General features: G+C 71.4%; 19 protein-coding genes. 12 read left to right on the plus strand and 7 right to left on the minus strand.

What is annotated here, in order from left to right; genetic code table 11:
• The first annotated feature begins 58 nt into the window (after positions 1 to 58).
• From ACWCRD_RS34785 to ACWCRD_RS34795, 3 genes are read left to right on the plus strand one after another with little or no spacing between them, the layout of a single operon-like run.
• Complete coding sequence (locus tag ACWCRD_RS34785; protein ID WP_450969713.1) at positions 59 to 865, plus strand: HlyD family efflux transporter periplasmic adaptor subunit; 807 nt, start codon at positions 59 to 61, stop codon at positions 863 to 865.
• A complete protein-coding gene (locus tag ACWCRD_RS34790; RefSeq protein WP_450969714.1) occupies positions 862 to 3,084 on the plus strand; it encodes an NHLP family bacteriocin export ABC transporter peptidase/permease/ATPase subunit in 2,223 nt (740 codons plus the stop codon). The genes ACWCRD_RS34785 and ACWCRD_RS34790 overlap by 4 nt, the downstream gene beginning before the upstream one ends.
• A gap of 1 nt (position 3,085) precedes the next feature.
• Entirely contained in the window at positions 3,086 to 5,905 is a 2,820-nt protein-coding gene (locus tag ACWCRD_RS34795; protein ID WP_450969715.1) for an NHLP bacteriocin export ABC transporter permease/ATPase subunit, read from the plus strand.
• A gap of 4 nt (positions 5,906 to 5,909) precedes the next feature.
• Here the strand turns inward: ACWCRD_RS34795 and ACWCRD_RS34800 are convergent, their stop codons facing one another.
• Positions 5,910 to 6,437 carry an SRPBCC family protein gene (locus ACWCRD_RS34800; RefSeq protein WP_450969716.1) on the minus strand — a complete coding sequence of 176 codons (528 nt, stop codon included), beginning with the start codon at positions 6,435 to 6,437 and terminating at the stop codon, positions 5,910 to 5,912.
• Positions 6,438 to 6,659: 222 nt separating this feature from the next.
• Here ACWCRD_RS34800 and ACWCRD_RS34805 point away from each other — a divergent pair, with 222 nt between their 5' ends.
• The 4 genes from ACWCRD_RS34805 (at position 6,660) to ACWCRD_RS34820 (ending at position 10,343) form a co-directional block, all read left to right on the plus strand.
• Positions 6,660 to 8,162: an MFS transporter gene (locus tag ACWCRD_RS34805; protein ID WP_450969717.1), complete on the plus strand. Its 1,503-nt coding sequence runs from the start codon at positions 6,660 to 6,662 to the stop codon at positions 8,160 to 8,162.
• Positions 8,163 to 8,260: 98 nt separating this feature from the next.
• Positions 8,261 to 8,755, plus strand: coding sequence for a methyltransferase family protein (locus ACWCRD_RS34810; RefSeq protein WP_450969718.1), 495 nt, complete (start codon positions 8,261 to 8,263; stop codon positions 8,753 to 8,755).
• 39 nt (positions 8,756 to 8,794) lie between these two features.
• The gene (locus tag ACWCRD_RS34815; RefSeq protein WP_450969719.1) at positions 8,795 to 9,802 is read left to right on the plus strand and encodes a Ppx/GppA phosphatase family protein; all 1,008 of its coding nucleotides are present in this window, start codon (positions 8,795 to 8,797) and stop codon (positions 9,800 to 9,802) included.
• 163 nt (positions 9,803 to 9,965) lie between these two features.
• Complete coding sequence (locus ACWCRD_RS34820; protein WP_450969720.1) at positions 9,966 to 10,343, plus strand: STAS domain-containing protein; 378 nt, start codon at positions 9,966 to 9,968, stop codon at positions 10,341 to 10,343.
• 139 nt (positions 10,344 to 10,482) lie between these two features.
• On the opposite strand, the gene ACWCRD_RS34825 is transcribed toward ACWCRD_RS34820, so the two are convergent.
• A complete protein-coding gene (locus ACWCRD_RS34825) occupies positions 10,483 to 10,917 on the minus strand; it encodes a protease inhibitor (RefSeq protein ID WP_450969721.1) in 435 nt (144 codons plus the stop codon).
• A gap of 324 nt (positions 10,918 to 11,241) precedes the next feature.
• Between ACWCRD_RS34825 and ACWCRD_RS34830 the strand changes: the two genes are divergently transcribed.
• The 3 genes from ACWCRD_RS34830 to ACWCRD_RS34840 all read left to right on the plus strand — a co-directional run bounded on the left by ACWCRD_RS34830 (position 11,242) and on the right by ACWCRD_RS34840 (position 14,353).
• Positions 11,242 to 11,817, plus strand: coding sequence for a hypothetical protein (locus tag ACWCRD_RS34830; protein WP_450969722.1), 576 nt, complete (start codon positions 11,242 to 11,244; stop codon positions 11,815 to 11,817).
• Positions 11,818 to 12,209: 392 nt separating this feature from the next.
• Positions 12,210 to 13,379, plus strand: coding sequence for a lactate 2-monooxygenase (locus ACWCRD_RS34835; RefSeq protein ID WP_450969824.1), 1,170 nt, complete (start codon positions 12,210 to 12,212; stop codon positions 13,377 to 13,379).
• Positions 13,376 to 14,353: a 2-hydroxyacid dehydrogenase gene (locus ACWCRD_RS34840; protein WP_450969723.1), complete on the plus strand. Its 978-nt coding sequence runs from the start codon at positions 13,376 to 13,378 to the stop codon at positions 14,351 to 14,353. The genes ACWCRD_RS34835 and ACWCRD_RS34840 overlap by 4 nt, the downstream gene beginning before the upstream one ends.
• A gap of 126 nt (positions 14,354 to 14,479) precedes the next feature.
• Here ACWCRD_RS34840 and ACWCRD_RS34845 read toward each other — a convergent pair whose 3' ends face one another.
• From ACWCRD_RS34845 to ACWCRD_RS34855, 3 genes are all read right to left on the minus strand, one after another.
• Positions 14,480 to 16,072: an RICIN domain-containing protein gene (locus ACWCRD_RS34845; RefSeq protein ID WP_450969724.1), complete on the minus strand. Its 1,593-nt coding sequence runs from the start codon at positions 16,070 to 16,072 to the stop codon at positions 14,480 to 14,482.
• Positions 16,073 to 16,518: 446 nt separating this feature from the next.
• Complete coding sequence (locus ACWCRD_RS34850) at positions 16,519 to 16,896, minus strand: toxin Doc (protein WP_365838911.1); 378 nt, start codon at positions 16,894 to 16,896, stop codon at positions 16,519 to 16,521.
• Positions 16,897 to 16,899: 3 nt separating this feature from the next.
• On the minus strand, positions 16,900 to 17,145 hold the full coding sequence (locus ACWCRD_RS34855) for a hypothetical protein (RefSeq protein ID WP_030937710.1): 246 nt from the start codon (positions 17,143 to 17,145) through the stop codon (positions 16,900 to 16,902).
• 146 nt (positions 17,146 to 17,291) lie between these two features.
• On the opposite strand from ACWCRD_RS34855, the gene ACWCRD_RS34860 reads away from it, so the two are divergent.
• Complete coding sequence (locus ACWCRD_RS34860) at positions 17,292 to 17,783, plus strand: methylated-DNA--[protein]-cysteine S-methyltransferase (protein ID WP_450969725.1); 492 nt, start codon at positions 17,292 to 17,294, stop codon at positions 17,781 to 17,783.
• Between the two features lie 14 nt (positions 17,784 to 17,797).
• Complete coding sequence (locus ACWCRD_RS34865) at positions 17,798 to 18,517, plus strand: 2OG-Fe(II) oxygenase (RefSeq protein ID WP_450969726.1); 720 nt, start codon at positions 17,798 to 17,800, stop codon at positions 18,515 to 18,517.
• A gap of 29 nt (positions 18,518 to 18,546) precedes the next feature.
• Here ACWCRD_RS34865 and ACWCRD_RS34870 read toward each other — a convergent pair whose 3' ends face one another.
• Positions 18,547 to 19,158 carry a hemerythrin domain-containing protein gene (locus tag ACWCRD_RS34870; protein ID WP_450969825.1) on the minus strand — a complete coding sequence of 204 codons (612 nt, stop codon included), beginning with the start codon at positions 19,156 to 19,158 and terminating at the stop codon, positions 18,547 to 18,549.
• Positions 19,155 to 19,826: an MFS transporter gene (locus ACWCRD_RS34875; protein ID WP_450969727.1), complete on the minus strand. Its 672-nt coding sequence runs from the start codon at positions 19,824 to 19,826 to the stop codon at positions 19,155 to 19,157. The genes ACWCRD_RS34870 and ACWCRD_RS34875 overlap by 4 nt, the downstream gene beginning before the upstream one ends.
• Positions 19,827 to 19,883: the final 57 nt, after the last annotated feature.

The raw sequence follows: 19,883 nt of genomic DNA on the forward strand, positions 1-19,883 counted from the left end.
TGAACCAGCCGGCTCGCGCGAGCCGGTCCTCTCTCGTTTTCAGGTGAGGGAAAGTTCCGTGCAGTTCCGCCAGCAGGCCCTCGCCAAGCTCCAGTCGCCGGAGGAGCTCGATCTTCCGGTGCGTTTCGCCCGCCCGCAGGGCTGGCTCGTCCTGTCGGTGACGGTGGTCGCGATGGCGGCCGCCTCCGTCTGGGCGGTGACCGGCACGGTCACGTCCACGGTGGGTGCGCCCGCCATCCTCACGCACGGTGAGGGCAGCTACATCCTGCAGAGCCCCGTCGCGGGCCAGGTCACGGCGGTACTCGCCAAGCAGGGCGAGCGGCTGCCGGCCGGCTCCCCGGTCCTGAAGGTCCGCACGGCCCAGGGCGACAGCGTCGTCCGCACCGTCGCCGCGGGCCGGATCACCGGGCTCGCCGCGACCATCGGGCAGATCATCCAGACCGGCGCGAACGTCGCCGCCGTGGAGAAGGTCGCACACGCCGGCGATCCGCTGTACGCCACGGTGTACGTGCCCGCCGAGAACGCGGCGTCCATCCCCGAGGACGCCGCCGTGGACCTGACCGTCTCCTCGGTGCCGACCCAGACGTACGGCGTGCTGCGCGGTCATGTGAAGTCGGTGGACCGCTCGGCGCAGTCGGCCCAGGAGATCGCCGCGTTCCTCGGGGACAGCCAGTTGGGCGAGCAGTTCACCAAGAAGGGCCGCCCGGTGGCCGTACTGGTCGGGCTCGACAAGTCGTCGAGCACCAAGAGCGGCTACCAGTGGTCGTCGAAGGACGGGCCGCCGTTCGACCTCACCTCCATGACCCTGGCCTCGGGTTCGATCCGGCTGGCCGATCAGCGTCCCATCGATTGGCTGCTGCCGTGAGCACCGCACAGGAGACGCGGAGCAGGCGCCGTGCCGCTCCGCCCAAGCGCCCCGTCCCCAAGGGCAGGGCGAAGACCGTCCGCACGCCGACGGTGCTGCAGATGGAGGCCGTGGAGTGCGGCGCCGCCTCGCTCGCGATGGTGCTCGGCCACTACGGCAAGCACGTCCCGCTGGAGGAGCTGCGCATCGCCTGCGGTGTCTCCCGCGACGGCTCCCGCGCCAGCAACCTGCTGAAGGCGGCCCGCAGCTACGGCCTGACGGCCAAGGGCATGCAGATGGACACGGCCGCCCTCGCCGAGGTCAAGACGCCGGCGGTCCTGTTCTGGGAGTTCAACCACTACGTCGTCTACGACGGCATGGGGCGCCGCTTCGGCCGCCGCGGCGTCTACATCAACGACCCGGGCAAGGGCCGCCGTTTCGTGCCGATGGAGGACTTCGACGGCAGTTTCACCGGGGTCGTCCTGGTCATGGAGCCCGGTGACGGCTTCAGCAAGGGCGGCCGCAAGCCCGGGATCGTGGGCGCGATGCCGGCCCGGCTGCGCGGCACCGCGGGCACCATGCCCGCCGCGGTGCTGGCGAGCCTGCTGCTGGTCGCGGTCGGCGCCGCGGTGCCCGCGCTCAGCCGGACCTACATCGACGAGTTCCTGATCGGTGGGAACACCTCGCTGCTGGGGGTGCTGTTCGCGTCGATGGGCGCGTCCGTGCTGCTCACGGTGGTGCTGACATGGCTGCAGCAGGCGAATCTGCTGCGCGGCCGCATCATCTCCTCAACTCTCTCCAGCGCCCGTTTCCTGCGGCATCTGCTGCGGCTGCCGGTGACGTTCTTCGCCCAGCGCAGCCCGGCCGACCTGGTGCAGCGGCTGCAGTCCAACGACCAGGTGGCCGAGACCCTGGCCCGCGACCTCGCGGCGGCGGGCGTGGACGCGGTGGTCGTGGTGCTCTACGCCGTCCTGCTCTACACGTACGACCCACAGCTGACCTTCCTCGGCATCGGCGTGGCCCTGCTGAACATCGTCGCCATGCGGGTCGTGATCCGGCTGCGCGCCACCCGGACGGCGAAGCTGCGGGCCGACAGCGCCCGGCTCACCAACACTGCCTACACCGGGCTGCAGCTGATCGAGACGATGAAGGCGACCGGCGGTGAGGACGGCTACTTCCGCAAGTGGGCCGGGCAGCACGCCACCACCCTGGAGGAGCAGCAACGGCTCGGTGTGCCGAGCGCCTGGCTCGGCGTGGTCGCACCGACGCTGGCCTCGCTGAACAGCGCGCTGATCCTGTGGATCGGCGGCATGCGCGCGGTCGAGGGCGGTATCTCGGTCGGTCTGCTGGTCGCCTTCCAGGCCCTGGTCACCCGCTTCACCGCGCCGATCACCCGGCTGAACGGCGTCGCGGGCCGCATCCAGGACTTCGCCGCAGACGTGGCCCGGCTGAAGGACGTCGAGAACTTCCAGGCCGACCCGCTCTACGGCCGCCCCGGCGCCGGCGACTCCACGCGCCGTCTGCACGGCCACGTCGAGCTGCAGAACATCACCTTCGGCTACAACCCGCTCGACAAGCCGCTGCTCACCGGCTTCGACCTGACGGTCGGCCCCGGCCAGCAGGTCGCCCTGGTCGGCGGTTCGGGAAGCGGCAAGTCCACGGTCTCCCGGCTGATCTCGGGCCTGTACACCCCCTGGGAGGGCGTGATCCGCATCGACGGACAGCGCCTGGACGACATCCCGCGCGGCGCGCTCGCCGCCTCGGTCTCCTTCGTCGACCAGGAGGTCTTCCTGTTCGAGGGGTCGGTGCGCGACAACGTGGCCCTGTGGGACCCGTCGATCCCGGACGACGCGGTCGTCGACGCGCTGCGCGACGCCGCGCTCTACGACGTCGTGACGCGCCGCCCCGGCGGCATCCACAGCAAGGTCGAGCAGGACGGCCGCAACTTCTCCGGCGGGCAGCGCCAGCGCCTGGAGATCGCCCGGGCGCTGGTGCGCCGCCCCAGCATCCTGGTCCTCGACGAGGTCACCAGCGCGCTGGACGCGGAGACCGAGCAGGTCGTGATGGACAACCTGCGCAAGCGCGGCTGTGCCTGCGTGGTGATCGCCCACCGGCTCAGCACCGTGCGCGACAGCGACGAGATCGTCGTACTGCAGCACGGCACGATCGTGGAACGCGGGCGGCACGAGGACCTGGTGACGCGCGGCGGCGCGTACGCGGCGCTGGTCAGGGAGCGATGAGATGACGACCGCACACGAAGGCGACCTGGTTCTCGGCGCCCTCGGCTCCATGGGCAGCTACGTCGACTGCTCGGGCCTGACCCGGCTCGACCTGGAGGGCCCGCAGGTGCTGTGGCTGGTCGCGGCCGGCAGCCTGGACCTGTTCGCGGTGGACGCCGTGCAGCAGGGCCACTGGCACCACCTGGGCCGCCTGGAGGCGGGCTCGCTGATCCTTGGCCCGGTCCCGGGCCCCCAACACACCCTTGTCGCACGCCCGTTGAGGGACTGCGTCGTCCATCGCATCGGCCTGCGTGAGCTGTACCAGACGGCCGACACCCAGACCTGGTCCTACGACGAGTACGGCAACGCCCAGTACGTCCCGCCGACGACCAGCCCCCTCGAGTACGCCCTCGCCCTCGGCGTCGGCCGCAGCCTGTCCGTCCTCTTCCAGGCGCCGATGGCGACCGAGGGGTCGGCCGCCGAGGTGACGGACGACGACGTGTTCTGGATGCAGGTGCCGCCGGGCAGCGTCCAGTACGGCTCCCTGTACGGCGCCGAGGCCGCCGCCGACCTGCTGATGGACCCTGCGGTGTGGCAGTCCATGGTCGACCAGCAGTACCGCCTGCTCACCACGCTGGACCGGTGGATCGAGCAGCTGGAGCGCACCCACGAGACCCGGACGGCCGCCGGCATCAAGGCCGGTGAGGCGGTCCGCGCCCAGGCCGACCGCACCCTGCTGGCCTCCATCGGCAAGTCGTCCGGCAAGCGCACCACGGCCGCCGACGCGGACGCCTCGTACGCGGCTTGCAAGCTGGTCGCCGAGGCCGCCGGGATCACGCTTGCCGAACCCGCGCAGAGCGGCACCGAGAGTGAGCGTCTCGACCCGGTGGAGCTGGTGGCGATCGCCTCCCGCGTGCGCACCCGGGCGGTACGCCTGGACGGACGCTGGTGGCGGGACAACATCGGCCCGCTGGTGGGCCACCGGGCCCTGTCGGGTGCGCCGGTCGCCCTGCTGTGGCGGCGCGGCGGCTATGTCGCCGTACATCCGGCGACCGGGCGTGAGACGCCGATCGAGAAGGACAACGCGGAGGAGTTCGAGCCGCGTGCGGTGATGTTCTACCGCCCGCTGCCCGAACGGACCCTGAGCCCCCTGCGGCTGCTGCGGTTCAGCATGCGCGGCACCGGCGGCGACCTGACCAATCTGCTGCTGAGCGGTCTGGTGACGGTGGTGATCGGCGCATTGGTGCCCATCGCGACCGGCAAAGTGCTGGGCGAGTTCGTCCCGAAGGCGCAGACGGGCCTGATCGCGCAGGTCTGTCTGGCTGTGATGCTCACCAGCATCGTGGCGGCGGCCTTCATGCTGCTGGAGAACCTCACCATCCTCCGGCTGGAGGGCCGCATCGAGGCCACGCTCCAGCCGGCCGTCTGGGACCGGCTGCTCAGGCTCCCGACGAAGTTCTTCACCGAGCGCTCGACCGGCGAGCTGGCGAGCGCCGCCATGGGCATCAGCTCGATCCGCCGCATGATGGCCGGGCTCGGGCCCGTCATCGCCCAGTCGGTGACCGTCGGCGCGATGAACCTGGGGCTGCTGTTCTGGTACAGCCCGTCCATGGCGCTGGCGGCGATCGGCATGCTCGTCGTCATCGCGGGCGTCTTCCTCGGGCTCGGCCTGTGGCAGGTGCGCTGGCAGCGCAAGCTGGTCGTGCTCAGCAACAAGCTGAACAACCAGGCCTTCCAGACCCTGCGCGGGCTGCCGAAGCTGCGGGTGGCGGCGGCCGAGAACTACGCCTACGCGGCCTGGGCCTCGGAGTTCGCGCACAGCCGTGAACTGCAGCAGAAGGTCGGCCGCATCAAGAACCTCACCACGGTGATGGGCGCGGTCTATCTGCCGCTGTGCACCCTGCTGATGTTCATGCTGCTGGCAGGCCCGGCCCGCGGGGTGATGTCGGCGGCCGCGTTCTTGACCTTCAACACCTCGGTGACCATGGTGCTGACCTCTGTCACCCAGCTGACCAGTGCGTTCGTCTCGACCGTGGCCGCGCTGCCGCTGTTCGAGGAGATCAAGCCGGTGCTGGAGGCGACGCCGGAGGTGCGCACGGCGAGCACCCGGCCGGGCCCGCTGTCCGGCGCGATCGAGGCGCGGCGGCTGTCCTTCCGCTACACGGACGACGGTCCGCTGGTCCTGGACGACGTGTCGTTCGAGATACGACCGGGTGAGTTCGTGGCGATCGTCGGCCCCAGCGGCTGCGGCAAGTCGACGCTGCTCAGGCTGCTGATCGGCTTCGACAAGCCGGTCTCCGGCAGTGTCCTGTACGACGGCCAGGACCTCGGCGCGCTCGACCAGTCGGCCGTGCGCCGACAGTGCGGTGTGGTGCTGCAGCACGCGCAGCCGTTCACCGGTTCCATCCTGGACGTCATCTGCGGCACCGAGCCGTACACGCCGGAGGAGGCGATGGCGGCTGCCGAGATGGCGGGGCTCGCCGAGGACATCAAGCGGATGCCGATGGGACTTCACACGATCGTCCAGGGCAGCGGCGCCGTCTCGGGCGGCCAGCGCCAACGCCTCATGATCGCTCAGGCGCTGATCCGCCGGCCGCGGATCCTCTTCTTCGACGAGGCGACCAGCGCCCTCGACAACGAGACGCAGCGCACGGTGATCGAGTCGACCAAGGCGCTCAACGCCACCCGCGTCGTCATCGCCCACCGTCTGTCCACGGTCCTGGACGCGGACCGCGTGATCGTGATGGAGGACGGCAAGGTCGCCCAGCAGGGCCCGCCCGCGCAGCTGCTCGCCGACACGGGCGGGCGGCTGCACGAGCTGGTGCGACGGCAGATGGCGTGAGAGGTCACTCGAGGCCGGGCACCGGCGCCCCGGAGGGCACACCGGCCTCGATGTAGCCCTCGTAGAAGTCCTTCCAGCGGGCGTTCGCTCCGGCGTGCGGCCCCTCGAACCGCTCCCCCTCCGCCCTCGCGTCGAGGGCGGCCAGGCACATCTCCCAGCCTGCGGCGTTGCGGGCGGCGGTGTCGGCGGTCTTGAGGACGTTGGTGAGGGTGAAGCAGGTGCGCTCGACGTCCAGCGCCTCCAGGTCGAAGTGCAGCTCGTCGCCGCCCCACTCGAAGGCCAGGCGACGCGGCTCGTCGAGGGCGAGCACCCGGCCCGTGGACTCGGGCATGTTCGGATCGCCGCTGAAGTTGATCGTGCCGCCGGGCCGGGGGTCGATCTCGGCGCGCGAGGGGAACCAGTGGGCGAGTTCCTCGGCGTCGGTCACGAACTGCCAGACGCGCTCGATGGGATGGCCGTAGGTACGGCTGAAGCGGACCGCCGGGCGGCCGTCGTCCAGCGTCAGATACGTGCCGGTGAGTTCAGCGGCCATGGTGGATCAGTCCTTTGGGGCGGGGGCGAGGGCGTGGACACGCCTCCACGATCCCGCCCACGGGCCGCGACCGCTCCAGGGGCAGCGCGACGACAGCCCGCATGAGACGGAGGCCACACCTAGCGAAACGTTGCCGTTTCGCTTATGGAGGGTCTAATCTGCTGGTGTACGAAACCGTTTCGTTCAATGTCTCCGGAACGACTTCCCTGGAGTGGTTCTCCCATGTCTCAGAACACCCTGACCGACAGCACCCCCAGACGGGCGGCCGAGGCCGAGCCCGCCGCCTCGTCCAAGCGCTGGTGGATCCTCGCGGTCGTCGCCGTCGCGCAGCTGATGGTGGTCCTTGACGCCACCATCGTGAACATCGCGCTCCCCTCGGCCCAGGCCGACCTCGGCTTCTCCGACGGCAACCGGCAGTGGATCGTCACCGCGTACGCGCTGTCGTTCGCCTCCCTGCTGCTGCTCGGCGGCCGTATCGCCGACCTCTTCGGCCGCAAGACCGCCTTCCTCATAGGCGTGGTCGGCTTCGCCGGCGTCTCCGCGCTCGGCGGTGCCGCGAACGGCTTCGGCATGCTGGTCACCGCGCGTGCCCTGCAGGGAGCCTTCGGCGCACTGCTCGCGCCGGCCGCGCTCTCCCTCCTCAACACGACCTTCACCGACGCCCGGGAACGCGCCAGGGCGTTCAGTGTCTACGGCGCCATCGCCGGTGCCGGCGGCGCGGTGGGCCTGCTGCTCGGCGGTGTCGTGACCGACGCGTTCGACTGGCGCTGGACGCTGTACGTGAACGTCGCGATCGCCGTCGTCGCCTTCGTGGGCGGCTGGCTGCTGCTGACCAACCACCGCGACGCGGAGAACTCCAAGCTGGACGTGCCGGGCACGCTGCTGGTCGCCGCCGGTCTGTTCTCCCTCGTCTACGGCTTCTCCAACGCCGAGACACACGACTGGGGTTCGGGCCTGACCTGGGGCTTCCTGGTTGCGGGCGGTCTGCTGCTCGCGGCCTTCGCCTGGTGGCAGACCAAGGCCGCGCACCCGCTGCTGCCGCTGCGCATCCTGCTGGACCGCAACCGGGCGGCCTCGTTCCTCGCCGTGCTGATCTCCGGCGGCGGCATGTTCGGGGTGTTCCTCTTCCTCACCTACTACCTGCAACTCAACCTCGGCTTCAGCCCGACGAAGACCGGCGTGGCGTTCCTGCCGATGGTCGGTGCGCTGATGGTGGCGGCGCAGCTCGGCACCACGGCCCTGGTGCCGCGGATCGGGCCGAAGGTCGTCGTCCCGCTGGGCTTCGCGATCGCCGCGATCGGCATGGCCTGGCTGACCGGGATCGGCGTCGGCTCGAACTACGCCGGCGCGGTGCTGCCGCAGCTGATCGTGACCGGCGCGGGCCTCGGCCTGGTGATGCCGGCGGCGATGCAACTGGCCACCGGCGGGGTGGCCGCCGAGGACGCGGGCGTCGCCTCCGCCACGGTCAACGCCATGCAGCAGGTGGGCGGTTCGATCGGTACGGCCCTGCTGAACACCCTCGCCGCGAGCGCCGCGACCGACTACCTGGCCGGCAAGGACGCGACCAGCAAGCTGGTACAGGCCCAGGCGACGATCCAGAGCTACACCACCGCCTTCTGGTGGTCGGCGGGCCTGTTCGCCGTCGGCGCCGTGATCGCCTTCGTACTCTTCCGCCGCGGGGTGCCGGATCAGGACGCGAACGCCGCACCGGTCGTCCACATGTGATCGGTACGGGCTGAGCCGCACCGGCTCGATCCGCACAGGTCCAAGGGGCCGCCGTCCGCAGGGAGACGGCGGCCCCTCTTCGCTGCCATGGTGGCCGTATGCGTAGAACGCCGGCGGCACTCGGGTCCACGCTCTTCCTCTTCCTCGCACCCGGCACGGTGGTCGTCCTGGTGCCGTGGTGGCTGACCGGCTGGCGGGCGGGCGACTGGTGGCCGCCGGTGCGCGTGCTCGGCCTGGTCCCCCTGGCAGCGGGGGCGCTCGTCCTGCTGTCGGCCTTCGCGCGCTTCCTGACCGAGGGGTCGGGCACACCGGCGCCGGTCGCGCCGACCGAGCACCTGGTGGTGGGCGGGCTGTACCGGTACGTGCGCAATCCGATGCACGTCGCGGTGATTGCGGCGATCGGCGGTCAGGGCCTGTTGCTCGCCCGGCCGGTGCTGTTCGGGTACGACGTCCTCGCGGGAGGGGCGATGTGGGCATTCGCGACCTGGTACGAGCAGCCCGCACTGGCCCGCCGGTTCGGCGCCGACTACACCCGCTACCGGCGCGCGGTGCCGGGCTGGTTGCCTCGGATGACACCCTGGCGCGGTGACTGAAGGGCGTTGGCCTGCGCGGAATTGGGTACCCCCTGGCCCATGCGGATCAGCGTGGTGGATGTGGGATCGAACACGGTCAGACTGGTTGTGGCGGACGCCGAGGGCGGGGTGCCGCTGCCGGTCCACACCGCCAAGTGGCGTCTGCGGCTGTCGGAACACGTGAGGCCGGGGAGCAGCATTTCCGAGGAGGACATCGACCGGATCGCCGGGGCGGTCGCCGACGCGAGCCGGACCGCGGCCCGGTGGGGTGCGACCGCACCGCTTGCCTTCGCGACGGCCGTGGTGCGTGCCGCTCCGAACCGGCGGGAGGTGCTGCGCACCGTCCGGTCCCGGACCGGGGTCGGGTTGTGCACGCTGCCCGGCGAGGTCGAGGCCGAGCTGACCTTCCTCGGGGCGCGGCGCTGGATGGGCTGGCGGTCTGGGCCCCTCGCGCTGCTGGACATCGGCGGCGGCTCCCTCGAAGTGGCGTTCGGGCGCGGCCGGTTGCCCGACTTCGTGGCCTCGCTGCCGCTGGGCGCGGGACGGCTCACCCATGAGTTCTTCCAGGGGCAGGATCCGCCGCCGCACGAGCAGGTGCGGGCGCTGCGCCGCAAGGTCCGGCACCAGCTGCGGGACGTCGCCGCGCGGATCCGCTGGGAGGGCCCGCGCACGGCGGTCGCCACCTCGCGCACCTTCCAGCAGCTGGGACGGCTGTGCGGAGCCCCGCCCGGGCGCCACGGGCCGTTCATGGACCGGCAGTTGAAGCGCTCGGACCTACGGGCCGCCGTCGGCCGGCTGGCCGCACTGCCGGCCGCCGAACGCGCCCGGCTCCCCGGCATCTCCGCGCCGCGCGCCGAGCAGAGCCTGGCCGGTGCGGTGGTCGCCCACACCTCGATGAAGCTGACCGGCCTCAGAGTGGTCACGATCTGCCCCTGGGCGATCCGTGAAGGCGTCCTGCTGCGCCAGATCGAGGACGGCACATCCTGGTGGACGAAGATCAACAATCTTGACGAGGCGCCCCCGTCCCCTGAACCGGTGCCCCTGCGCATCGCGGCCCCGACACCCTGAACCAAGCCCCTTCAATCGTTGCGTGCGCAAATTGTCAAGAATCTCCACCGCAATTCACCAGGTCGAGTGAATCAAATCTTGCGCTCGGCGTGTCGGGGATGCTCCCCCGCCGGTCGGGGTAACTACCGAGACCGAATGCGCCCTTTGCCCAGGTGGAGCGGACATGACGCCGCATGCGGACGACCGCACTTCCGAACCGCCCGCGCCGAACCCTCATGCCCGCACTCGGGTCGGCAGCCGGTTCACCGTGGTCGTGGTCGCGGGTGAGATCGATCTGGCGACCGCGGAGTTCCTTCGGGAACACCTGGACGCGGCAACTGCGCGGCCGGTGCCGGATGTGCTGGTCGACCTGCGGCAGGTCGAGTTCTTCGACTGCTCGGGCCTGCGGGTGCTGTGCCGGGCCGAGTCGCGGGCCCGGGAGCGCGGCGGCCGGCTGCGCATCGTCTCCGACGCACCCGGCCTCCGCCGGCTGCTGAGCGGTGCGGGACTGCTGAGACGTTTTCCGCCCCTCCCCGCGATCCCCGGGGAGGGGCGGAACTGATGCCAGGAGTCGGCGGGCGGCCCCACTCCGCCCTGCCGACCCCTGATGCGGGACCGACGGGTACCCCGCGACAAGGGACTCGCACTCCCCACCGGCGGGCCTCTTCAGGTGTGCACGAGGACTCGGCGATCCCGGTCTCTCAGAACGCGAAGACGCTGGTCCCGTAGGAGTTCTTCACGCACTCGTTGCCGAAGGTCCGTTCGTAGGAGACGCGCTGGCCCTGCCAGACGCCGTCGACCGTGACGACGACCGGGTCGTACAGCTTGTTGCACATCACGCCCTCTCGCGCTTTCAGGGCGTCGATGTCACCGGCGACCCCGCGCAGTTCGGCACAGGCGAGGGCCGGGGCCGGGTGGGTCCCGGAGGCCGTCGGGGCGCAGCTCAGGGTGACGGCCCGCATCGGGGTCGCGGCGGCCGCGCTCGTGCCGTGACCGACGGTGAGCACCAGGGCCGAGGGGGCGTAGAGCGAGGCGGGAGCGGCGGCCGGGGTGGCGAGCGCGGCCCCGGTCAGGGGTCCGCAGACGGCGGTGGCCGTCAGGGCGAGGGTGGCTGCCCAGCGCGCGGTGTTCCGCATTGTGTGCATCCTTCCGCAGGATTCGAGGGTGTGTCGGCCCGTTCGTGGTTGGTGCCGGACCGGCGAGCGCGAGTCTGCCGAGTCCGCCGCGGAAAAACACCTCGACCCCATGCGTTTCAGTAACCTTGCGTGTTGAATCAGTGGCGCGAAGTCACAGAGTTCGACCGCATGAACCCCGGAACTGAGCGGTTCTTGATCGCACGAAGTAGCCAAGTGGCCGATTTCCAGCGCTTCGTTAATAGGCCTGAAACATTCCGGTTGAGCTGTCGGCAGACTCTCCCGCACCCCCTTGCGTTCATGGTCCCGTCGAGTAATCGTCATTACATGATTACGACACAGCAACGAGAGAAGCTGCGCGGCTGGTTCGCCGGCCGGCTGCCCGAGGATCTCTTCGAGGAGCCGGCCGAACTCACGGTCGACCGCGAGGAGATCACCGTGATCGGCCGCATCCCCGCACCCCGGCTCGCCGAGGGCGCTTCGGACGCCGAACGGGAGGCCGCCGTCCAGGGCCGGATCCAGGAGTTCCGGGAGCGCACCCGGGAGACGCGCATCGAGGTGGCCCGCGAGGCCGAGCACCGCTTCCGCCGGAAGGTGTCCTGGGGCGTCGAGTGCGGTGGCGAGCGCGCCCTGTTCACACACGTGGCCGCGCCCGTGATGACCCGGCTGCGCCAGCCGGAGCGCCAGGTGCTCGACACCCTGATCGCCGGCGGTGTCGCCCGCAGCCGCAGCGACGCCCTCGCCTGGTGTGTGCGTCTGGTCCAGCAGCACACCGACGACTGGCTCGCCGAGCTGCGTGCATCCCTGGAACACGTCCAGCGGGTGCGGGCGCAAGGCCCCGACACGGAACCGCAGGACGCCGCCACGGACCGTTCGACGGACACACCGGCCGACGACGACTGATGGAGGATTCGTACACTCGCCGTGCCAAGGATGGATGAACCGTCCTCTGGTGCGGGTCCTGCACACCGCATTACGGTCGGCAGACCGCCGAGAGGACGGCCGCCATGCCCGCCGTACACCCCCGCGGCGACGACCGGCCGTCCACCCCGCCGCGCCACAACGCGCTCCACCGCGCCGCACCGAGGTCGAGGCCCATGGCGTCGAGGTCGCGGTGCCGCCGATCACGGGGCCGGGAGCGGGAGTCGAGGAGGGGGCTTCGCCGGACCCTTCCGCCACGCTGCGGGCGTGACGCACTTCGTACCGGCGCTCCACCCCTGTGGACGGACCTGCACTTACTCACCAGTATCGTCGGGGTGCAACGCGTTCTCAGCGACGAGGGGCGGGACGTACCCATGGCCAAGCACTGGGCGGACTTCCAGTACGAGATCTATCTGGGCGGGATGTCGGGCGCCGTACCGAGGCTGCCCACCGATCTGAGCCGGCTGGAGGAGCTGACCGAGCAGCGGCTCGGTCCCGGACCCGTCGGCTATGTCGCGGGCAGTGCGGGCGACGGCAGCACGGCGCGAGCGAACCGGGCGGCGCTCGGGCGGCGCCGGATCGTGCCGCGGATGCTGCGGGACGTGCACGAGCGGGATCTCTCCGTCGAGGTGCTGGGCCGCGCGCTGCCCGCCCCGCTGGCGCTGGCGCCGGTCGGCGTGCTGTCGATCATGCACCCGGACGCCGAGTGCGCGGCCGCCCGAGCCGCCGCCGCGCAGGGAGTGCCGTACATCCTGTCCTCGGCGTCCAGCACACCGATGGAGCAGGTCGCGGAGGCCATGGGCGACGCGGAGCGCTGGTTCCAGCTGTACTGGGCCAAGGACCGTGAGGTGACACGGAGTTTCCTGAACCGGGCGAAGGCCGCCGGGTTCACGGCGCTGCTCGTCACCCTCGACACACCGCTGCTGGCCTGGCGGCCCCGCGACCTCGACCAGGCGTACCTCCCCTTCCTGCACGGCGTCGGCACCGCGAACTACTTCTCCGACCCGGCCTTCCAGGCGGGTCTCGCCAAGCCGGTGCACGAAGACCCGAACGCGGCCGTGCTGCACTTCGTCGGCATGTTCGCGGACCCCGGCAAGACCTGGCCGGACCTCGCGTTCCTGCGCGAGAACTGGGACGGCCCGATCGTCCTCAAGGGCATCCTGCACCCGGACGACGCACTGCTGGCCGCCGACGCCGGGATGGACGGCGTGGTCGTCTCCAACCACGGCGGCCGCCAGGTGGCCGGCTCCGTCGCGGCCGCCGATGCGCTGCCCCGGGTGGCCGAGGCGGTCGGCGACCGGCTGACGGTCCTGTTCGACAGCGGCGTGCGCACCGGCGACGACGTCTTCAAGGCACTCGCGCTCGGCGCGCAGGCGGTGCTCCTGGGGCGGCCGTACGTGTACGGGCTCGGTCTCGACGGGCAGTCGGGCGTGGAGCATGTGATCCGCTGCCTGCTCGCCGAGTTCGACCTCACGCTCGCCCTGTCCGGACACGCCACGCCCGCCACGATCGGCCCCGCCGACCTCATCGAGGAATCCGCATGACACCCCCGAAGAACATCCTCGCGGTCATCGCCCCGCACGTCGGGGGCCGCGCCGCCGGAGCCGGGCTCGCCACGCTCTTTCCCGGCGAGGCGAACGTCACCGTCGTCGAGGCGGCCGACGAGGACCCGGCCGCCCTCCGCGCAGCACACGTGATCATCACGGCACTCTCCCCCGTCACCGCCCACCACCTCGCCGCCGCACCGGACTTGAAGCTGGTGCAGTGCGCGAGCCACGGTTTCGAGTACGTCGACGTGGACGCGGCCCGCGCCCGGGACGTACTCGTGTGCAACATCGGCTCCAGCGGCGCCGAGTCGCAGAACGTGGCCGAGCAGACCTTCGCCCTCATGCTGGCGCTGGCCAAACAGCTGGTCCCCGCGCACACGGCGCTCGTCGAGGCGGACTGGGCGCTGCCCCGGCTGCAGCGCTCCCTGACCGAACTGTGCGGCAAGACGCTCGGCATCGTCGGTCTCGGTGGCATCGGGCAGGAAGTCGCCCGCCGTGCGGTCGCGTTCGACATGAGCATCGTCTACGCCGGTCGCCGCAGGCTGCCCGAGGAGGCGGAGGCCCGGCTCGGCGGGGCGCGCCATGTCCCGCTCGACGAGCTCCTGCGTACGGCCGACTACGTCTCCCTGCATGCGCCGCTCACCGACGAGACCCGGCATCTGCTCGACGCCGAACGGCTGGCCCTTCTCAAACCGACGGCGTTCGTGATCAACACGGCGCGGGGCGCCCTCATCGACCAGGACGCCCTCGCGGACGCGCTGGAGAAGGGCGCCGTGGCCGGGGCGGGCATCGACGTCTTCAACCCCGAACCGCCCACCCCGGCCCTGCGCCTCCTCAAGTCACCGAACGTGGTGCTCTCACCGCACGTCGGCGGAGTGACCCGCGAAACCCTGATCCGCATCGCGCTGGCCGCCGTGCAGAACGTCACCGACTTCCTGGCGGAAGGGCACCCGCGGGACGTCGTGAGCTAGGCGTCACCCGTCAAGAGGCGCGGGGCTGTGTCGATACGCGGCTCCGCCGCAGGGGCGCGACAAGCCACGACGAACCCGCAGCCGCCACATTCCCGCACCCCCGAGCCATTGGGCGCTCTCCGGCAATCACGCAGGCCGAGCCGCAGGCGTCCCCCTCCCCGTGATCGACAGCGAGCCCGGGGTCGCCGTCGCCGTCGCCGACGGATCCGCCAGCCAGCGTTGCGCCGGGGAGCCGTCGCGGGCCTTGGCGACGATGTCCGCGCCCGGCTTCCCGGCGGTGGAGGCGAGGGCGAGCCGCTTGTTCCAGCGGGGCAGCAACTCACCCTGCACGGTGAGGTCGTAGCGCACGTCCGCGCCCCGCTTGTCCTTCTCGGCGGCGCACTTGCCGAGGACGGCTACGCCGGCGTCCACGTGCGAGTCCAGGCACAGGCTGGGGTCGGCCGCGCTGCGCAGCAGACCGTCCTTGTCGAACGACCACTGCTGGGTGTCGGCGTTCGAGCACGCCGCCAGGTCGGTCCCGGCGCCGGCCTTCACCGTGCCGGTGATGTCGAGGCAGAGGTCGGCGCCCGCGTTGCGCAGTCTCGACTGCCCGGGAATCGTGGGGAGCTGGGCGGTGCCGGGCGACGGCTGGGAGCCGATGCCCGGCGCCGTGCCGCCCCCCGCGCTGGTGGAGGCGGCCGGGTCGACGCCGTCGTCGTGGGACCACAGGCCGGCCGCGAACAGACTGGCGAGCAGCCCGGCGGAGACGACACCCACCCCGGTCAGCAGCGCCCGCGAGTTCCGCAACGCGCCCCGCGGCCGCCGTCCGGGCAGCGGGATACGGGGCAGGATGCGCGGACGCCCGCCGCCGTGCCGGGCGGAGCCGCTCGCGCGCGCTTCCTGCGGCGCACGCCCGGGACGGGACTCGAGGTAGCGGCGGGCGCCCCAGCCGAGCACCGCCTCGGCGAGGAGTACCCCCAACCCGCCCTCGAAATGGCTCAGTTGTTCAGCGGCGGAACGGCAGTAACTGCACTCCGCCAGATGCCGCTGGACATCCGGCAGCAGTGCCCCGCCCCGGCGAATCGGAACGTCGAGGAGACGGTTGTAGAACCGGCAATCCTTGCTCGGCGCGAGTTCCCGATGGGCATGTACACAACCTTCGCGGAATTTTTCACGCGCCTGTTCGAGTGCCGCCGACGCGGTGTCGGTATCCATGCCGAGCAGACCGGCGGGAACGGTTATGGACTCCGCTTCGACCTCGGTGTGCCAGAGCAAGCACCGGGAGAGTCCGGGAAGGGCCTGGAAAGACCGCTCGGCGAGCCTGCGGTTTTCGGGCGTCATGGACTTCGCGGTCCGTATACCGCGGCCGCCGGAGGGTTTCTGCAGCTCCGGCAGAACACTGGATATCCGGTCCTCGGCGGACCACACGCGGACCGTCTCGCGTACGGCCACCAGAATCCGGGGCCGCAGCGCGAGCGCGGGTTCGCCAAGCGCCAGCCGGTCGAGGACCTGGTGGAAGGCGGACGCCGTCACCATGGAGGCGAGGTCGGCAGGGGAGGCCAGGCAGATGGCGGCGTAGTCGCGGGCGGGCTGCCAGTGCCGCGCCATCAGCAGCGCGACGGATTGGGCGACCTCGCCGTCGGGACGGCCCCTGAGCCGAGTGGCGAGGTTCTCGTCGGATTCTCCGGGAACACCGCCCGGCGGCGGGTAAGGGGGATGAGGTGGGTGGGGGGTGGGCACTGAGCGGATTCCTTCCCACACGCATGGGACTCACAGGAGGGCGTGAATTCAGGTAGGTCCGTCCGGCCCGGTTTTCCGATTGGCCGATCGACACCCGGCCATTACACCCCCCGCACGGGTAGTTCACCCTTGCACAACACACTCATGACCAACAAGGCACTTGGGCAACATCTGCCTCTTTGAAGGTTGGTCAGAAACGGCGGCAACTCGCCTCGCCTGCATGAGCTTTCGTCATTCCATGCGCCCCGTGTGAAACAGGCGCACGCGCCGGAGCACCGCGCACGCTCCCGGCGTGCACCACCCCGTAGTGCACTGGGTAGCGGCCCTTCTCGGAGGCCCTGCGCAGGACGGCGGCTCTCCTGCGCCGCACGGGCCGCCGGCCTTGTTCCTCCCGCCCTCGGTCGGCGGCCCCGGGGGCGGGTCGTCGCGGCTGCGGTCGGCGGCCCTCAGATCTGCCAGGAACGCAGCCGGTCGGCCGCTCCGTAGACGTCGGCCTTGCCTGAGATCAGATCGCGGGCGAGGTCGACGAGGGCGCCGTAGGGCGGGTCGATGCCGACGTCGCTGACGAACATGTACGCCACGGCTGTCGCACAGGCGAAGCGGGCGTTGGCCGAGGGCAGCGGCTTGAGCAGGGCGAGGGTGTGCAGCAGGGCGGCGGCCCGCCAGGCAGGGTCGGAGTCCACGCCGAGCCGGGGCGGGTCCACGCGGTGGCGCGCGACAGCGGCGACCAGCGCGGAGAAGTCGTTGATGGTGGGCTGGTCCGGCAGGACCTCTTCATGGCGCTGCAGCAGCCAGGGCACATCGATATGGATGACGGGTGCCATCGGTCAGGCGACCCGCCCCTCACCGGCGTGGGCGGGTTCGTCGTCGGGGAAGGCGGCGGCGAACTCGTCGGCATGGGAGGCGAAGAAGCGGCGGAACGCCTCCGCGCCCTCCTGCAGCGCGCGGTGCCGGGCTATGTCCGCCGCGGCCGCCTCGCGCACAAGGGCCTTCATCGACGTACCCCGCTCCTTGGCGATCTGCCGCAGGTCCTCTAGTTCGCGGTCGCTGAACTCGACATTCAGGGCTGGCATGCCTTCACGGTACCGCCGGGGTACTCACTCGTAAATAGCCGCTGGTCACAGCAGCTTTTCTACGGTACCTCCAGGCGTCGGGCCCAACCGAGGACCATGTCCGTTTCCCGCCGGTTCCCAGGGGCGAGGCGCAGCAGACTGGAGCCATGACGACGTACACGAAGATCGACAGTCCGGTGGGTGAGCTGCTGCTGGTGGGCGAGGGCACGGCCCTCACCTCGCTGTCCCTGCCGGGGCAGCGCAGCGCGCCCGTCGTCCGTGCCGACTGGCGGCGCGACGACGAGGCGTTCGGGGAGGCCGCCCGGCAGCTCTCCGCCTATTTCACGGGCCGGCTCCCCCGTTTCGAATTGAGCCTCGTCCCCGAGGGGACCGAGTTCCAGCGGTCGGTGTGGCGGGCGCTCGACGAGATCCCGTACGGCACCACGACGACGTACGGGGAACTCGCCGCCCGGCTCGACGTGCCGCGAAACGAGATCCGTGCCGTGGGTGCCGCGATCGGCGCCAACCCGCTCCTGATCGTCCGCCCCTGCCACCGAGTGATCGGCGCCGACGGTTCGATGCGCGGGTACGCGGGCGGCGTCGAGAGCAAGGTGCGGCTGCTCACCCACGAGGGTGCGCTGCAGCCGATGCTGGGGTGACGGGAGGAAATGGCGTGACTCTCACCGAGGCTGGGGCCCGCAGGCGGGTCGCCGGCACCGAGTGGGCGGCCGTCGCCGCCGAGTTGGACGTCCACGGCAGCGCGCCGACGGGGCCGCTGCTGACGCCCGCCGAGTGCCGTGACCTGGCCGCGCTGTACGAGAAGCCGGAGCTGTTCAGGACCACGGTCGACATGGCACGGCACCGCTTCGGTTCCGGCGAGTACCGGTACTTCACCCACGACCTGCCGGCCGCGGTGGCCGCCCTGCGGGCCGCCCTCTACCCGCGGCTGCTGCCGATCGCGCGGGACTGGGCGGCCCGCCTTGGCCGTCCGGCACCCTGGCCGGACTCCCTCGACGAGTGGCTGGAGGCCTGTCACGCGGCCGGACAGGACCGCTCGGCGCAGATCCTGCTGCGCTACACCGAGGGCGACTGGAACGCCCTGCACCGTGACGTGTTCGGCGACATGCTCTTCCCGCTGCAGGTGGTCGTCGGCCTCGACGGGTACGGCAGCGACTACACCGGTGGCGAGTTCCTGATGGTCGAGCAGCGGCCGCGGGCCCAGTCCCGGGGCACCGCGACCGCGCTCCGGCAGGGCCACGGGCTGGTCTTCACCACCCGGGACCGGCCGGTGCGGACGAAGCGCGGCTGGTCGGCCGGAGCGATGCGGCACGGCGTGAGCACGGTCCGCTCCGGCCGGCGGCATGCGCTGGGCATCGTCTTCCACGAGGCGTGAGTGCTCCGCCTGCTGTACCGATGAGCGGCTCAGGCTCCGGACCACATCCCCTTACGGCGGTAACTCCCCTCCCAGAACATCCGGTTGAGGACCCGGACCGGTGGCGGCAAGGCGCCGAGGAAGCGGGCGCGGTCCGCCTGCGGGGTGCCGTCGACGATCCACGGTACGAACACCGAGGCGCCGCGCAGGCCCTGGGTCTCGCGGATGCGGCCGGTGAAGGCGGCCCAGTCCGCGGCCGTCAGGACGTCCTGCATCAGCGGCAGGGCGCTGTCCTCCTCGTGCTTGAGATGGTCGTCGAGGGTGGCCGTCAACGCCCGTACGAGATCGGGCAGTTCAGGAGCCCGGTCGTCCAGAGCGGTGTCGACGGCATCCAGCAGTGGGTCGATCCGGGAGTGTTCCGCCTCCATGTCGTCCAGCAGGGCGAGTTCCCTCGGGCGCCCCGCGACGCGCGCCCGGACGCGCGGCCACAGGCCGCTGTCCTCGGCGGTGTGGTGGATGTGCAACTGGTGCGTGAAGTTCTCCCAGCCCGCGCGGACGCCGGGGGTGTGGGCGCGGCCCTCCGCGACGGCCTGCGCGAGGCGTTCCAGGTCGCGTCGGAAGGCGTCGTGGGAGGCGTACATGGCGGTGAAGTCGATACTCATCGGGTGGCTTCCTCCAGTTCGGTCTCGTTGATCGGCAGGGCATGGGGGTTGGCGGACGGGCCGCGGTGACGCCGTACGGCGAGACAGACGAGCGCTCCGGCCGGCAGCACGGCGGCGGACACGTACACGGCGGGGCCCATCGCGTCGACGAAGCCGTGGCCGAAGACCTGTCCGCCGAGGGCGCGCATCCGCTCGGCGACGTCCTGCGGCACTCCGTGCGGCGCGCCGCCCTGCTGCCGGGCGCCGACGTCGGACTCGGCCTTGGAGAAGGCGGCGACGAAGGTGTCCCGGTATGCGGCGGGCAGCCGTCCGGCGCTCTCCCGCGCCCGGTCCGAAAGCGCGGAGGCGAGCTGGTTCTGCAGCACCGCGCCGACCACGGCGCCCGCGAGGACCGAGCCGACCTGCCTGAGCGCGTTGGTCACGCCGGCGGCCGCCCCGGCCAGCCGGGCGGGTACGCCCCGCATGACCTCTGTGGCGAAGGGGGCGAAGGTGCAGCCGACGCCGAGGCCGACGAGGAACAGCGGCAGGACGATGCTCGGCCAGCCCGTTCCGACGTGCGCGACGGTCACGACCCAGGTCAGTCCGCCGGCCCAGGCGAGCAGCCCGCTCATCAGGATGAACTTGCCGCCGAGCCGGTCCGCGAGCGCTCCGGCGGGCCCCGCCGTCACGAACGAACATCAGCGTCCCGCCGAGGATCGGTCCGAGCGCGCCGGACACACCCGCCA

It is taken from the genome of Streptomyces sp. NPDC002092 (assembly GCF_053593775.1).